Below are 13,658 nucleotides of genomic sequence, written 5' to 3' on the forward strand. Positions count from 1 at the left end.
TGGAGGCCGGGGCGAGCAGCGCGGGGATGATTTACATCCGGCGGACAAGCTTGCGATTTCGCTTTCCAAATAGCTTGTTAACGGTGTAAAATGTTCTTTATAACGCTTCAGGAAGGGAGTCAAAGACGATGAACGAAATGAAATTCAAGGTGCTCGAGCTGCTTAAGGAAGATGCTCGCAGGAGCCCCGAACTGATCGCCACGATGCTTGATAAGCCACAGGAAGAGGTGGAGCAGGCGATCGCGGAAATGGAACAGGATCACGTCATCGTCAAATATGCGCCCGTAATCAACTGGAGCAAGGTGGACGACCAGAAAGTGACGGCTCTGATCGAGGTTCAGATTACGCCCGAGCGCGGCCGCGGCTTCGAAGGCATTGCGGAGCGGATCTACCTGTATCCGGAAGTGAAGACGGTCTACCTGATGTCTGGAGCGTACGATCTGCTCGTCGAGGTGGAGGGCCGCACGCTGAACGAAGTGGCCTCGTTCGTCTCCAGCAAGCTGTCGACGATCGACTCGGTGCTTTCGACCAAGACATTTTTCATCTTGAAGAAATACAAGCAGGACGGCATCATTTTCGAAGAAAAAGAAGGGGATCAGCGGCTGCTGGTCACTCCGTGAGGTTGACGGATCATGACCATCTCCAGCAAGACTCCAAGTCCGTCCGAACCTTCTGTCCGCCGTTCCATGTCCGACTACCTGTCCCCGAGCGCCAGGGCGATCAAGCCATCCGGAATCCGCCGGTTTTTCGATCTGGCGAACAGCCGCAAGGATGTGATCACGCTTGGCGTAGGCGAGCCGGACTTCGTCACTCCGTGGCATGTCCGCGACGCCTGCGTCGCCTCGCTGGAAGCGGGCAAGACGCAGTATACGTCCAACGCCGGCACGCCTGAGCTCAGAGGAGCGATCGGCCAATACCTGAACGACTCGTTCGGCGTCGCGTACGACCCGGCCAAGGAAATTCTCGTAACGGTCGGCGGCAGCGAAGCGATCGACCTCGCTCTGCGGGCTCTGATCAGTCCCGGTGACGAGATTCTCGTTCCGGAGCCGAGCTACATTTCGTATTCGCCGATTACGACGCTCTCCGGCGGAGTCGCCGTCGGGGTGGAAACATTCGCGGAGCATGCCTTCAAGCTTCAGGCCGACACGCTGCGGGCGGCGATCACGCCCCGCTCCAAAATTCTGATCCTCAGCTATCCGAGCAATCCTACCGGCGGCATCATGACCTACGAGGACTGGCTGCCTATCGCCAAGGTCGTGGAGGAGCATGATCTGGTCGTCATCTCCGACGAGATCTATGCCGAGCTGACCTATGGAAGCAAGCATGTCAGCTTCGCCTCCATGCCGGGAATGAAGGACCGCACGATTCTGGTCAGCGGCTTCTCCAAGGCGTTCGCCATGACGGGCTGGAGGATCGGCTACGCATGCGGCCATCCCGAGCTGATCGGCACGATGCTCAAGATCCATCAGTACACGGTCATGTGCGCCTCCAACATGGCGCAGGTCGCCGCGCTGGAGGCGCTGACGAACGGCATGGAAGAGATGTACCGCATGATGGAGTCGTACAACCAGCGCCGCCGCCTCGTCGTCAAAGGGCTGCGCGACATCGGCCTGCAATGCCACGAGCCGCAGGGAGCCTTCTATGCCTTCCCGTCGATCGCCTCGACAGGGCTGAGCTCGGAGGAATTCGCGGAACGGCTCGTGCAGGAGCATGGCGTGGCGGCTGTTCCGGGCAATGTGTTCGGACTGGGAGGAGAGGGGCATCTGAGATGCTCCTACGCGACTTCCGTCACGCAGCTCAACGAAGCGCTGGATCGAATGGGAGCGTTCGTCCATAAAATCAGGTAGGCATCGGGAAGATGATTTGCTATAATCAGGACTAATAAAAATTCAATTTTTTTACATCCTGTCGATTGAACGGCATTCCGGATTGAAAAAGATTGCAATTGCAAGCGGGGAGGGATGTCAGCATGGCGGCAGGCATGAATGGTCTATCAGCGGCAGAAGCGAAGCCAAGAGTACGAACGATTCCCGACTGGTCCCCGCTTTTGAGAAGTCTCTCCGAAGAAATCGACGCGCTTCGCAAAGAGATGGAGACCATCTATGAGGATATTTCAGGCTTTCAGTCCGAGGAGCTGTTGGCCGCGAGCCAAAGGCTGGACTTGAAGATCAACGAGTTTCTCCATTGCCAGCTGAGCTGATCCACCGACCCACCCGCCCCGGCGTTGCCGGAGCGGGTTTTTTTGCATGCATCCGTTTCTTCTTCCCTGTGAGGGACGCTTAAGGGGGCTTCAAAATAGAAGATTCGAAGCTGCCGCTCGTCCTTGAAGCTGGAAGCAGCCGCACAATGAGAGGGAGCCGCCCGGTATGGTATAATGGAACCTATCCCAATAAGTGCAGGAGGCTGGCGATGAAGCTCTATACAAGAACCGGCGATTCCGGTCAGACCTCGCTGATCGGGGGCAGAGCCGACAAGCATGACGCCCGCGTGGAAGCGTACGGAACGATTGACGAGCTTAATGCCTTCACCGGGGCGGCCCGAGCGGAAACGGCCCGCAATCCGAGGCTGGACGATCTGACGGGGCAGCTCGAGATGATCCAGCATGAGCTGTTCGACTGCGGCTCGGATCTCAGCTATGCCGATCCCAGGCCGGAGCAGCTCAAGGTGTCGGAGACGATGGCGCTGAAGCTGGAAGGCTGGATCGACGACCTCAGCGCCGAGACGCCTCCGCTGAGAAGATTCATCCTGCCGGGCGGGACGGCGGCGGCTTCCGCGCTGCATGTATGCCGGACCGTATGCCGCAGGGCGGAGAGGCGGACAGCGGCACTGGCTGCGGCACAGGAAATCAATCCGGGCGTCCTGCAATACTTGAACAGGCTTTCGGATTATTTCTTCGCCGCTTCGCGGGCGGCGAACTTCCGGACGGGAACGGCCGATACCGAATACGTGCGGGGAGCGGATGTATTTCGTGGTGACCGCTAGAACTTCGGAACGGTATTCGCAAGGAATCGCCCCGCCATTCGGTTATTATGAGCCGATCCGGATCGAGGCCGGAGAGAAGGAGGACGGCTGGAGGCTCAGCAAGCTGCTTGAGCGGCGTCTCGGCGTCTCCCGCAAGCTCCTCTCCCGGCTCAAGCTGACCGAGCAGGGGCTTATGATCAACGGCGTCCGCGCCTACTCCGGCGACCCGGTGTCATCCGGGGATATCGCGGAAATCCGCATGGAGCAGGAGCGCTCCGAGGATATCCTGCCGCAGGACCTGCCCCTGGAAATTGTGTATGAGGACAAATGGGTGCTGCTCGCGAGCAAGCCGGCCGGCATGGTCGTGCATCCGACCCACGGCCATTATACGAACACGCTGGCCAATGCGGCCGTGCACCACTGGCAGCAGGCCGGCGAGAACGTCAGGTTCCGGCCGGTGCACCGCCTGGACGAGGATACGTCGGGGCTCGTGCTGCTCGCCAAAAACCCTTATGTGCATCAGCAGCTGTCCGAGCAGCACGGGGACGGACGCATCCGCAAGCAATATGCGGCCTATACGTACGGAGTGCCGGAAATTCCGGCCGCCCGCATCGACGCGCCGATCGACCGGGATCCGGACTCTCCCCATCACCGGATCGTGACTCCGTCCGGCTATGCTTCCGCTACCCGCTATGAAACGCTGGCCGTCTACGGCGGACGCGCCTCCAAAGTCCGGCTGCGGCTGGAGACGGGAAGGACGCATCAGATCCGGGTCCATATGGGCTGGATCGGCTGCCCGCTCATCGGAGACCTCATGTACGGCCCGGCCGCGGCCGGAGCTGGCGTCGGCAGCTGGGAGGAAGCCGCCGGACGGCAGGCTCTCCATGCGGAGATGCTCTCCTTCGAGCATCCCATGACAGGGGAAGAGATGACATTCACGGCGCCGCTGCCGCCCGATCTGGAGCGGCTGGAGCGGCTGCTGCAGCAGGACAGCATTCAAGGACATGATGAAGGAGAAGGACGGACAAGATGAGCGACAAAAAGGAAATGATCCTGTACGAATACAGCAAATGCGGCACCTGCCGCTCGGCTCTCAAGGATTTGGAGGCAGCGGGACGCAGCGTGAAGCGGATTCCCCTCTTCGAGACGCCGCCCTCCAAGGATGAGCTCCGCTCCCTGGTCAAGAAGAGCGGGCTGGAGCTCAAAAAGTTTTTCAACACCTCCGGCGAAGTCTACAAGGAGCTTGGGCTCAAGGACAAGCTCGGGACGATGACCGAGGAGGAGCAGCTGGAGCTGCTGTCCTCGAACGGCAGGCTGATCAAGCGGCCGATCGCCACGGACGGAGAGAAGGTCACCGTAGGCTTCAAGCCGGAGTCGTACAAGGCTGCCTGGCATGAGTAGCTCCTGGCGCTCGGACAAGCTGGACCGGCTCGGCTCGTCGATCTTCAGCGAAGTGGCCCGGTGGAGACGGGAAGCCACCGCAGCCGGTCTAGACGTGATCGACCTCAGCATCGGCAGCCCGGATCTGCCTCCGAGCGCCGCGGTGCGCCAAGCTCTCGCCGAAGCGGCGCTGCGGCCGGAGGCGTACCGGTATCCGTCGTCCGAGGGGAGCATCGAATTCCGGCGGACGGCGGCGGAGTGGCTGCGCCATCGGTTCGGGACGGAGGTGGATCCGGAGACGGAGGTCGTGACGCTGATGGGTTCCCAGGACGGGCTGGCGCATCTGGCGACGGCGATCTGCAATCCCGGCGACACGGCGATCGTGCCGGATCCCGGCTACCCTATCTACGCCGCTTCGCTTGCGGTAGCGGGAGTGGAGGCCGCCTTCCTGCCTTTGAGGGCGGAGGGCGGGTTTCTGCCCGATCCCGATTTCCTCTCGGAAGACGTCTGGGACAAGGCGCGCTTCGTGCTCATCGGCCTGCCGGGCAATCCGATCGGGACAGCGGCAGGGATGGACGTGCTGGAGCGGCTCGTGGACAAGGCGCGCAGGCACCGGACGCTGCTCGTCCTTGATCTGGCCTATTCGGAAATGGGATATGGGAGCTATCGCCCCTTCAGCGTTCTGAGCCTTCCAGGCGCGAAGGAAATCGCTGTCGAATTCCATTCGATGTCCAAAAGCTTCCATATGGCCGGCTGCCGCATCGGCTTCATGGCAGGCAGCGCAGATGCCGTGGGAGCGCTCAAGGAGCTCAAGGCGAACATCGATTACGGCGTCTTTCCCGCTGTGCAGGAAGCAGCATCGGCCGCCCTGCGCGAGGCGATGGACGATCCCGGCTACTTTGGATTCCGCGACATCTACGAGGAGCGACGGGACCGGTTCGCCGAAGCGCTGTCAAGGGCGGGCTGGAGCGTGCCGAAGCCGGATGCGACGATGTTTCTGTGGGCGGCAGTGCCTCGGCCGGCAGCAGGCGCCGCCGCTTGGAGCAGCCGCCGGTTTGCCCGGCGGCTGCTGCAGGACGCGGGCGTAGCCGTCGTGCCCGGCGATGCGTTCGGGAGCGAGGGAGAGGGTTATGTCCGGATCGCGCTTGTCGAGAGCGCGGACCGTCTGGGAGAGGCGGCGGAGAGAATCGGAGCCTGGCTGAAAAAGCAGGGCTTGGGAGAGGGGAAATAAGGAAAATGGATTTATTCACATGGAATGAGGAACCGCCCGTTCTGCAGGAGAAGGCGGGTTCGCGGCTGCTGCTCGTCGACGGCATGGCCATTCTATTCCGGGCTTACTTTGCCACCGCTTACGGCGGCAGCGTCCGGCGCACGAGTTCCGGTCTGCCGGTCAACGCGGTGCATGGCTTCGTCCGTTATTTCATGGATGCCGTGCGCAAGTTCCAGCCTACCCATGTCGCTTGCTGCTGGGATCTTGGGAGCACCACGTTCCGCACGGGAGAGTTCGCGCTGTACAAGGCCAACCGGCCGGATGCGCCGGATGACCTGATTCCCCAGTTCGATCTCGTCAAGGAGGTCGTGGCGAGCTTCGGCGTGCCGAACATCGGCGCTCCCGGCTTCGAGGCGGATGATTGCATCGGCACTCTGGCGAAGCTGCACGGCCGGGAGCACGAGGTGTTCGTGCTGACCGGAGACCACGACATGCTGCAGCTGGTGGATGAGAAGGTGTCGGTCGTCATCATGAAGAAGGGCCACGGGAATTATATGGTGTACACGCCTCAGACGCTGCTGGAGGAGCGCGGACTGACGCCGGCGCAAATCATCGACGTGAAGGGGCTCATGGGCGATGCAAGCGACAACTATCCCGGGGTGAAGGGCATCGGCGAGAAGACCGCCCACAAGCTCGTTCAGGAGCATGGTTCGGTTGAAGGCATCCTGGCCAGCCTGGAGCTGCTGTCCAAGACGGTCCGGGCCAAGATCGAGGCCGATCTGGACATGCTCCATTTATCCCGGAGGCTCGCGACGATCCACTGCGAGGCTCCGGTCGCCCTGGCGATGGACGATTGCTGCTGGTCCGTCAATCGCGCTCTCGTCGAGAAGAAATTCGAAGAGCTGGAATTCAGAAGCCTGATCAGCCTGATCAGTTGAACGAACCGATGTGGACGCCGGATGGCGTCCTTTTTTATTTGCCATCGTTCTTGTCTTCCTAATCGGAAGCTTCGTCTTCGTCCTTGTCATCGGCAAGGGGGTGTTCGCCTGGGGAAGCGACAACGCAGCCGAAATGATTACGATCAGCTGCAAAGTCGTCGACAAGAGAACGAAAGTTTCGGGCGGAAGCGGGGACTTCAGCGCGGGCGCCGCCTATTACGCTGCCTTCGAATTCGTCGACGGCAGCCTTGTGGAGCTGAGAATGCCTGCGGACGAGTTCGGGTTGCCCGTCGCCGGAGACGTCGGAGAGCTGACTTACCAGGGAACGCGGTACAAAGGGTTTGAACGGCATATGCATGCTTCCGGCGCGGGGAGCTGACCGTGCTGCACCTCGCGTGTCCCTGCGCAGCATGTCGGCGGCCGCAACTGTCCGGATGCAAGCCCGAACATCCGGCCGCCGCGCATGAAGCCGCAATAGAGCCGCCGGAAGCCCGGCGGCTCTATTCTCTCTGGCTTCAGCTGCGCGTGTCCTCTTAGCGCCGGCCGTCCCATTCCCCGTAAAATTGCTCCAGGTATTCCAGCATGAAGGCATGGCGCTCCGCGGCCAAGCGGCGGCCTGCCGTCGTATTCATGCCGTCCTTCAGCTTCAGCAGCTTCTCATAAAAATGCGCGATCGCCGTTCCCTCGCCGCCGCGGTATTCCTCGGGCGTCAAGGCAGCCCGAGGAGAGAAGCCGGGATCATGGATCGGCCTGCCTACGGCGCCGGAATAAGCGAATACGCGGGCAATGCCGACGGCTCCGATCGCGTCCAGCCTGTCCGCATCCTGGACAACCTGCCCCTCGAGGGTCGCCATGGGCGGCCTTCCGCCCCCCTTGTAGGAAATCGTCGAAATGATTTCCAGGGTGGCGGCGATCGTACCTTCGTCGGCTTGAAGGCGTTCCAGCCAGTCTCCGACTTCCCGAAGCCCGGCTTCCTCTCCATCCCGCAGCTTGTCGTCGGCCAAATCATGCAGCAGCGCTGCCAGCCGGCAGACGAAGCGGTTGGCTTGCTCCTCCTCTCCGATGGCATCGGCCGTCCTGGCGACCCGGCTGATATGGAACCAGTCGTGGCCGCTGAAGTCGTCCTTCAGCTGCTCCTTCACATATGCCTCGGTCTGCTCCACCATCTTCCGCTTCTCGAGGCTTCCTTCAAGACCCCAGTCCATCCTTGCCTCGACAATCGCCTGCAGCTCCTCGTCGCCTGCATCCGCCAGCTCCAGCAGCCGGGCATAAGGATCGCCGCTGAGACGGAAGTGGCGTGCAAACGCCGGCTCCGTTTTCATGCCCTGCTCCTTCAGCCTCCGGATGGCCGAGCGCGCTTCGGCTCCGGACAGCTTCAGAAGCCTGCCCTCTGCAACCATATGGCGGCAGGCGTTTTGCCGGACAGCCTCGCGAGGCTGCGCGAACAGCTCGAACGCCCAATCCTTCCAGCGGAAGGACACGGTGACGGAAGGCAGCTCCTGAGAGAGATGCCTTCGCGAAGAGTACCCATCCAAATGAGCGAAATTGGCTTCCGTCTCTCGAAGGAAACGTTCCAGGTCGCCTGCTTCGCAGATGACATCGAGATCGCTCGAGGGGATGTCCACGTCGATAGGGACCGTGCCCGCAAGCACCGGGGAATACGCCTCCAGAATGGCGAAGAGATCCAGCTCGCGCAGTGCGGCAGCCGCCGAGCGCTGTCTCGGCGTTCCTGACGCCAGCCTGTCCAGGCTGTATTCGCTGATGTTCATTGTCGCTCTCCTCTCCTGGCCTGCTATGGATAAGGTTCCGAATGGCGGGGCCCTCTCATCCAGCGGCAACATTCCATTCTATCACGGACACGGGACTTCGGACAGGCTTGCAAGGCCGACAGCCGGCATCTTATGCTATAATGCACATTACAATCCCATTACCGGAGGTTTCACATGTTATCGTTCCAAGAAAAGCTAGACATCCTATCCTCGTTCCCGGAGCTGACGCGCAACGACGTGTCGATGGGACGGGTGAACTTCCACTTCGAAGGAAGCCTGCACGAGAAGAAAACCGTCGGATACCGGCTCCATCCGAATGGAAGCGGATATATATACGCCGGCCTGCTGAAGGGGTACGAAACCGACGGCAAAGGGTATGCAAGCATACGCGATCTGGACGAAAAGCAGCTGCGGGAGCTCGCGGCCGCATCGATCGAGTCCTTGTCCGCGCCGCCGTCCGGACCTGCGCGCGAGCCCGGCCAAAGCAGGGCCGCCCGCAAGCGCCGCATGGCGAGAACGGCCTGGGTAAGCCCGGAGGGCGATGAGCTGGAGCTGAGGAGCGAGGACGATCTCTGGTATTTGTACGCCGGCATGAACCTGGAGATGGCCTTCGAGACGTTCGAGGAAGCCGAGGAATATTTGCAGGAAGAGGGCTTCCAGCCGAAGGCTTAGCATCAAAAGTCCAAATTCTTGTCGCCTGCCTCCATGGGCTATGGCGCTCGGACGCCTTATAGTAGGGAAAAACACTTCTGGAGGCGGAACCAAGATGAATAGGACAAGCGATTCCATCAGCGTCAGCCGATGCGATGCAGCCGAGGCTGCGGCCGTCGCTCCGCTGTTCGACCAGTACCGGATCTTTTACGGCCAGCCTTCCGATGTGGAAGGGGCGCACCAATTCCTGCAGGAAAGGCTCGTTCGGGGAGAATCGATTTTGTTCGCCGCAGCGGCAGAAGGCGTTCCAATCGGGTTCGCCCAGCTGTATCCGGTGTTCTCGTCGGTATCCATGAGGAGAGTGTTGATTCTGAACGACCTGTACGTGCATGCCGAATGGCGCGGGCGAGGGGCTGCCAAGCTGCTGCTGCAGGCGGTTCGAGACTGCGCGGCTGCGGGAGAGGCCAGGTCGGTCCAGCTCTCGACCGCTGCGGGCAATGCGGCGGCAAGATTTCTTTACGAACAGGCAGGATATGAGCTCGACACCGTTTTTTTGACGTACGAGCTGTTGCTGGAGAAGGCTTAGCTTGATTCCAGATGCGTTCTCAACACTCCGAGCGCTGGATGGCGGCAGGGCGGAGTTGAAAAAGGGAATCCGGGGAAACCCCGGATTCCTTTTTTTGTTCTTTTTTTTTGCAGGTTCATCCGCTAAGAGCCTGCTTCGCCGTTGGATCAGGCTGGAAATGGGCTTGTAGCCGGCAGACAGCCGCATAAAGGCATGCCGATCCTCCTTTCCATGTGGAGCCGCGGTGCTTGGGGAAGCGCCGGATTTTGCCGAAGCCTGCCTATTTTTTTGCGAACAGCTGTCCCACATGGAGTCAAAAGCCCAAGCATTCTGCATATAGTAGCGATAATGAAGCCGGGCAACAAGGAGTGGACAGAGTTATGGCGAACAGCAGAAAAGGGAAAAGGCCAAAAGCCAGAAAAGTGTTCTTCGTGGAAGATTCCTCGATATCGGAAATCAACTGGCTCGACGAGGCGGAAGGAGGCCAAGGCGGGGATACGGCGCAGATCAGCGGGGATAACGGGCTCCTTCAGGAAGAAAAGGATCTGAAAAGCGAGGAGCAGATCAGCGGCGGCTCCGAAATAGCGGCGATCAGCAGCGTCGAAGCTCCTCCTGCACCAGCCGACTCCACGGAAGTGCTGGAGAAGCCGGAGACGGATCTGCCGTCGGAGGCGATTCCGGCGATCCCGGAAAAGGCCGATCCTTCGGCGAACGTGCGAAAGTCCGGCGACTCGGAGGAGATGGAACAGCCGGAGGGCCGGGCACAGACGAAGGAAGCGGCGCCTGCTTCTGCGGCTGAGGAAACGGCTGCCCCTGCGGACCGGCGGCTGGCCGAGCGGCGCAGAAGCGGAAGCTCGGGCCCGATTGTCTATGCCTCCGATTTGGCCGACGGTTCCGTGAGCGAAGCCAAGCTGGCGTCGGCGTCGGTGTCCCGCAGCAAGCTGCAGCCGGGATCGGTAAGCTCGGAGGCGATCGCGGATGGGGCCGTAGACAACGCCAAGCTCCGGGACGGTGCCGTCACATCGGATAAAATCGCGGATAAAACGGTGCTGCGCGAACATCTCGCGGATGGAGCCGTCTCGGGAGCAATCATCGCGGACGGAGGCATCTCCGGGGCCAAGCTCCGTTCCGGCAGCATCGGTTCCGACAAGCTGGCGAACCGCTCCATCGTCGGCGACAAGATCGCCGAAGGAAGCCTGGAGGCGCGGCATTTGAAGGCGGGAGCTTTCTCCGGAGAGCTGCTGGCGGAATCATCGATTCAATCGATCCATTTTGCCCTGGAGTCCGTCGATACGCCCGCGCTGGCGAATGAAGCCGTGGACAACGCCAAGCTTGCGGCCGAAGCCGTCACGGAATCGAAGCTTCGAGACGGCGCGGTTACTTCAGCCAAGCTGGCCGAGGAAGCGGTTAACGCCTCCCATGTCGCCCCTTCTTCCATCGGAGGCAGCCATCTGGCTCCGCAGAGCGTGGAGGGAGGTCACGTCGCCGATGCATCTCTGGAAGGAAGGCATCTGGCAGCGGGAGCCGTCGGTTCCAGGGAATTGGCGGATGAAGCGGTCGGCTCCAATGCGCTGGAGCGCAATGCGGTCGGTCCCGAGCATATCCAGCCCTTCGCCGTTGCCGGAGACCATATCTCGCCGGGAGCGGTGTCGTCCGTTCATTTGGCGGATGCAGGCGTCGGATCCGTGAACCTGCAGCCGGACTCGGTCACGACGATCAAGCTTGCCGACCATGCCGTCACGTCGTCCAAACTGGCGGACCAAAGCGTAAGCAAGTCCAAGATCGCGGATCAGGCCGTCTCGAGGAAGCATCTGGCATCCGATGCCGTGGACGGCTCCAAGCTTGCTTCCGGAAGTGTGTCGGAACGGCATCTGGCCGCTGAATCAAGCGCTTCTTTCCATGTGAAGGACGGCTCGATTCTCGAAGGGCATCTGGCGGACGATGCGGTGACGGAGGAGAAGATCGCCGGAAACAGCGTCGGAACCGGGCATCTGAAGGACGGCTCCGTGACGGCGAAGCAGCTCGGAAATGCTTCCGTCGTCCGGTCCAAGCTGGCCGAGGATTCCGTCGGATCGGAGCATCTGGCACCCGAAAGCGTGCAGAGCCGCCATGTCTCCGACGACAGCATCGGATTCAGCCATCTTGCGCCCGGTTCCGTCCGCGCCCGCCAGATCGGACCGTCGGCGGTGACGTCGGAGGCGGTTGGCGAAGCCCAGATCGCGGGAAGACATCTGGCCGACCGAAGCATCGACGCCAGGCATATCGCCCAAGGCTCGATCCGGACAGCGTCCCTTGCGGACGGCTCCGTGAGCCAGGCGAAGCTGGCCGACAGCTCGGTGAGCGGGCGGGCGCTGGCCGAAGGAGCCGTGACCGCGAGGCATTTGGCCGATTATATGGTGAATTCGCTCAAGCTGTCCCCGGAGTCGGTAACATCCGACAAGCTGACGGAGTTTTCCGTAACCGAATCCAAAATCGCGCCGGGAAGCGTGACCGAGTCGAAGCTGGCCGACAGCTCCGTAGGAAGCAGCCAGTTGAAGACATCCTCCGTCGGAGCCGATCATATCCAGGATGCATCCGTCGGCAGCTCTCACCTTCGTGCCGGGGCGGTAACATCCATTCATCTCGCAGGCGGCCTTATCGATTCCGATGCTTTGGCCGACCAGGCCGTGAAGGAAAGGCATTTGGAAGCTAACAGCGTCCATGCCAAAGCGATCGCCCCGGAAGCGGTGCAAAGCGTCCACATCGCCCAGGAAAGCATTCTTGGGCTGCACTTGACGCCGCAGCTCATCCGTCCTGTCCACCTTGCTCCGGAATCCATCCGTCAGGAGCATCTGGCTGCAGGAACGGTAGGGGAGGAGCAGCTTCAGGCGGGAGCTGTCAGCTCCAGGGAACTCAGGGAGCATGCGGTCGAGTCGGCCCATATTTCTCCTGGCGCCGTCGCCTCCGAGCATTTGGAGCCGGGCAGCGTCGGACAGGAGCATCTTGCCCGGCATTCGGTAGGAGAGCAGCAGATCGCTCCGGCAAGCATCGACGCTTCTCATATGAAGGAGGGCGCCATTCAGTCCGAACATATCAAAGGCGGCGCCATAAGCGGCGTCCATGTCGGGCTGGAGACGCTGGCGGGCAAACATCTCAAGCCGGCTTCGCTGCTCGGCTACCACATTTCGGCGGGAGCGGTCGGAGCGGAGCAGCTGCATGAAGGCAGCGTGGAAGCCCGGCATCTGCGAGCCCGTTCCATCGGCTCCGCGCATTTGGCGGCAAGCAGCGTCGGCGGCGAGCATATCGCGCCTTCGAGCATCGGCAGCGGCCATCTGGCCACCGGCAGCGTAGGGAGCGGGCATATCGCGCCTTCGAGCATCGGCAGCGGCCAGCTGGCCGGGGACAGCGTGGGAAGCGAGCATATCGCGCCTTCAAGCGTCGGAAGCGAGCAGTTGGCCGCAGGCAGCGTGGGAAGCGGACATATCGCGCCTTCGGCCGTCGGGAGCAGCCATTTGGCTGCGGGCAGCGTGGAGAGCAGGCATATCGCCCGAGCCAGCGTGGACGGCGAGCATGTGGTCCAGGAGAGCATTACCGGGAACCTGATTGCGCGGCAAAGCATCACCGGCCGCAACTTGGCGCCGGGCAGCGTAGATTCGCTGCAGCTGGCGGAAGACAGCGTGACCGGCTTGCATTTGGCTTCCGGGAGCGTGGGCAGTCAGCATATCGCGCTGTCGAGCGTCGGCAGCGGGCAGCTTGCTGCCGGCAGCGTGGCCGGCGAGCATATCGCGCCGTCAAGCATTGGAGGCGAGCATATCGCGCCGCTCAGCATTACAGGCGGCCAGCTTGCACATCAAAGCGTCGCCGGCCGCCATTTGCTGCCGGGCAGCGTGGGCTCGGCTCAGTTGGCTGCGGGCAGCGTAAAGGGCGAGCATATCGCGGCGTCGAGCGTAGGGAGCGAGCAGCTGGCCGCGGAGAGCGTGAACAGCGAGCATATCGCGCTGTCTAGCGTGGGAAGCCAGCAGCTAGCCGAAGGCAGTGTGAAGAGCGAGCATATCGCGGAGTCTAGCGTGGGAAGCCAGCAGCTAGCCGAAGGCAGCGTGAAGAGCGAGCATCTCGCGGAGTCTAGCGTGGGAAGCGTCCAGCTAGCCGAAGGCAGCGTGAAGAGCGAGCATCTCGCGGAGTCTAGCGTGGGAAGCGGCCAGCTC

General features: G+C 61.6%; 13 protein-coding genes. 12 read left to right on the plus strand and 1 reads right to left on the minus strand.

The genetic code is table 11. The features are described from left to right. Positions 1-128: 128 nt before the first annotated feature. The 9 genes from PHU01S_RS22530 (at position 129) to PHU01S_RS22570 (ending at position 6,868) form a co-directional block, all read left to right on the plus strand. Positions 129-620, plus strand: a complete 492-nt coding sequence (locus PHU01S_RS22530; RefSeq protein ID WP_048747415.1) for an Lrp/AsnC family transcriptional regulator — start codon at positions 129-131, stop codon at positions 618-620. A 66-nt stretch (positions 621-686) separates the two neighbouring features. After that, complete coding sequence (locus tag PHU01S_RS22535) at positions 687-1,847, plus strand: aminotransferase class I/II-fold pyridoxal phosphate-dependent enzyme (RefSeq protein WP_232313129.1); 1,161 nt, start codon at positions 687-689, stop codon at positions 1,845-1,847. Between the two features lie 122 nt (positions 1,848-1,969). Further along, on the plus strand, positions 1,970-2,200 hold the full coding sequence (locus PHU01S_RS22540) for an aspartyl-phosphate phosphatase Spo0E family protein (RefSeq protein ID WP_049869407.1): 231 nt from the start codon (positions 1,970-1,972) through the stop codon (positions 2,198-2,200). Positions 2,201-2,409: 209 nt separating this feature from the next. Continuing rightward, on the plus strand, positions 2,410-2,982 hold the full coding sequence (locus PHU01S_RS22545; RefSeq protein ID WP_048747412.1) for a cob(I)yrinic acid a,c-diamide adenosyltransferase: 573 nt from the start codon (positions 2,410-2,412) through the stop codon (positions 2,980-2,982). Next, the gene (locus PHU01S_RS22550) at positions 2,972-3,994 is read left to right on the plus strand and encodes an RluA family pseudouridine synthase (protein ID WP_232313127.1); all 1,023 of its coding nucleotides are present in this window, start codon (positions 2,972-2,974) and stop codon (positions 3,992-3,994) included. The genes PHU01S_RS22545 and PHU01S_RS22550 overlap by 11 nt, the downstream gene beginning before the upstream one ends. Beyond that, positions 3,991-4,362 carry an arsenate reductase family protein gene (locus PHU01S_RS22555; protein ID WP_021879493.1) on the plus strand — a complete coding sequence of 124 codons (372 nt, stop codon included), beginning with the start codon at positions 3,991-3,993 and terminating at the stop codon, positions 4,360-4,362. The genes PHU01S_RS22550 and PHU01S_RS22555 overlap by 4 nt, the downstream gene beginning before the upstream one ends. Continuing rightward, positions 4,355-5,572, plus strand: coding sequence for an aminotransferase class I/II-fold pyridoxal phosphate-dependent enzyme (locus PHU01S_RS22560; RefSeq protein WP_127510065.1), 1,218 nt, complete (start codon positions 4,355-4,357; stop codon positions 5,570-5,572). Before PHU01S_RS22555 ends, PHU01S_RS22560 begins: the two co-directional genes overlap by 8 nt. 5 nt (positions 5,573-5,577) lie before the next feature. After that, positions 5,578-6,489 carry a 5'-3' exonuclease gene (locus tag PHU01S_RS22565; RefSeq protein ID WP_049869411.1) on the plus strand — a complete coding sequence of 304 codons (912 nt, stop codon included), beginning with the start codon at positions 5,578-5,580 and terminating at the stop codon, positions 6,487-6,489. Between the two features lie 10 nt (positions 6,490-6,499). Next, entirely contained in the window at positions 6,500-6,868 is a 369-nt protein-coding gene (locus PHU01S_RS22570; RefSeq protein WP_127510067.1) for a DUF2500 domain-containing protein, read from the plus strand. 154 nt (positions 6,869-7,022) lie between these two features. On the opposite strand, the gene PHU01S_RS27025 is transcribed toward PHU01S_RS22570, so the two are convergent. Continuing rightward, positions 7,023-8,258: a DUF4269 domain-containing protein gene (locus PHU01S_RS27025; RefSeq protein ID WP_164763162.1), complete on the minus strand. Its 1,236-nt coding sequence runs from the start codon at positions 8,256-8,258 to the stop codon at positions 7,023-7,025. Positions 8,259-8,432: 174 nt separating this feature from the next. Here PHU01S_RS27025 and PHU01S_RS22580 point away from each other — a divergent pair, with 174 nt between their 5' ends. From PHU01S_RS22580 to PHU01S_RS22590, 3 genes are all read left to right on the plus strand, one after another. Next, positions 8,433-8,930, plus strand: a complete 498-nt coding sequence (locus PHU01S_RS22580; protein WP_049869412.1) for a hypothetical protein — start codon at positions 8,433-8,435, stop codon at positions 8,928-8,930. Positions 8,931-9,045: 115 nt separating this feature from the next. Further along, the gene (locus PHU01S_RS22585; RefSeq protein WP_246029312.1) at positions 9,046-9,495 is read left to right on the plus strand and encodes a GNAT family N-acetyltransferase; all 450 of its coding nucleotides are present in this window, start codon (positions 9,046-9,048) and stop codon (positions 9,493-9,495) included. A 359-nt stretch (positions 9,496-9,854) separates the two neighbouring features. Next, the coding region (locus tag PHU01S_RS22590; RefSeq protein ID WP_164763163.1) for a hypothetical protein at positions 9,855-13,658 on the plus strand (3,804 nt) is incomplete at its 3' end.

The organism is Paenibacillus humicus NBRC 102415 (assembly GCF_004000905.1).
GTDB classification, from domain to species: Bacteria; Bacillota; Bacilli; order Paenibacillales; family Paenibacillaceae; genus Paenibacillus_O; species Paenibacillus_O humicus.

Bases quoted from the DNA above. Each gene is read 5' to 3' on its own strand.
- PHU01S_RS22530 (WP_048747415.1), top strand. From the start codon at position 129: ATGAACGAAATGAAATTCAAGGTGCTCGAGCTGCTTAAGGAAGATGCT.
- PHU01S_RS22535 (WP_232313129.1), top strand. From the start codon at position 687: ATGTCCGACTACCTGTCCCCGAGCGCCAGGGCGATCAAGCCATCCGGA.
- PHU01S_RS22540 (WP_049869407.1), top strand. From the start codon at position 1,970: ATGGCGGCAGGCATGAATGGTCTATCAGCGGCAGAAGCGAAGCCAAGA.
- PHU01S_RS22545 (WP_048747412.1), top strand. From the start codon at position 2,410: ATGAAGCTCTATACAAGAACCGGCGATTCCGGTCAGACCTCGCTGATC.
- PHU01S_RS22555 (WP_021879493.1), top strand. From the start codon at position 3,991: ATGAGCGACAAAAAGGAAATGATCCTGTACGAATACAGCAAATGCGGC.
- PHU01S_RS22560 (WP_127510065.1), top strand. From the start codon at position 4,355: ATGAGTAGCTCCTGGCGCTCGGACAAGCTGGACCGGCTCGGCTCGTCG.
- PHU01S_RS22565 (WP_049869411.1), top strand. From the start codon at position 5,578: ATGGATTTATTCACATGGAATGAGGAACCGCCCGTTCTGCAGGAGAAG.
- PHU01S_RS27025 (WP_164763162.1), bottom strand. From the start codon at position 8,258: ATGAACATCAGCGAATACAGCCTGGACAGGCTGGCGTCAGGAACGCCG.
- PHU01S_RS22580 (WP_049869412.1), top strand. From the start codon at position 8,433: ATGTTATCGTTCCAAGAAAAGCTAGACATCCTATCCTCGTTCCCGGAG.